At 43.4% G+C, this 769-nt stretch carries 2 protein-coding genes; one reads left to right on the forward strand and one right to left on the reverse strand.

Features of this window, described 5'->3' with window-relative positions:
- Window positions 1-226: tyrosine-type recombinase/integrase (locus R7044_RS25015; protein WP_225455975.1), on the forward strand; the 226-nt coding region annotated here is incomplete at its 5' end.
- A gap of 60 nt (window positions 227-286) precedes the next feature.
- On the opposite strand, the gene R7044_RS25020 is transcribed toward R7044_RS25015, so the two are convergent.
- The gene (locus tag R7044_RS25020; RefSeq protein ID WP_005458833.1) at window positions 287-760 is read right to left on the reverse strand and encodes a DUF2947 domain-containing protein; all 474 of its coding nucleotides are present in this window, start codon (window positions 758-760) and stop codon (window positions 287-289) included.
- Between the last annotated feature and the right edge of the window lie 9 nt (window positions 761-769).

The raw sequence follows: 769 nt of genomic DNA on the forward strand, positions 1-769 counted from the left end.
AATTCAAAGAGCGGTAAAGCGCTCCGCGCTCGATGCAAGCATAGAAAAAACGGTCACCTGTCACACGTTAAGACATAGCTTTGCAACGCATTTATTGGAATCTGGTGCCGATATTAGAACAGTGCAAGAGCAGCTTGGCCACACCGATGTAAAGACCACACAAATATATACCCACGTGATTGAGAGAGGTGCAGGCGGAGTCCTAAGCCCTTTATCAAGTCTTTAAAAAAACAAAAGCCACCTGGTTGGTGGCTAGTATCATGAGCGGGTGATGAGTTAGTACAAGTTAGTGACGCTCACCAAGTTTAACCATTCCTTTTGAGTCAAACCACAATGCTTGCGAGCGGCGACGACCAATAAGAATTGGACCATCATCATAGAACAAAAAGTTCTTCCAATGCTTTTTAAAAATCGACCATTTTGTTTCTATGACATTGTACTTTTCGTAACAGAAATACACGGTCACATCATCTTGCCAATCGATATGTGCATCAACTTCTTGTGGCATTTCAGGCTCATCCGATTCCCATGCAGCCATCCAATCTACAGATTCTAACCAATTTGATTCACTCATCGGCCAATCTTGTGAGCTTAGGCGGTCCATATCAGGGCTTTGCGCGCTAATGTTCTCTTTCCAAAATTGCGCAGAACGAGCTTGGCTCATCGGCTTGATAAATGCCAAATCTTCTTCTGGCACTGGCATCGACTGATGCGTAAAAATCCATTTTCTTTGGTATTCATCCAAAGGCAAATAAGACATTCAGTCTCC

The sequence above is a fragment of the Vibrio sp. 1402 genome, from assembly GCF_033340275.1.

What these genes read in the sequence shown, in the direction of transcription:
- R7044_RS25020 (WP_005458833.1), bottom strand. Translation starts at nt 760, where the DNA reads ATGTCTTATTTGCCTTTGGATGAATACCAAAGAAAATGGATTTTTACG.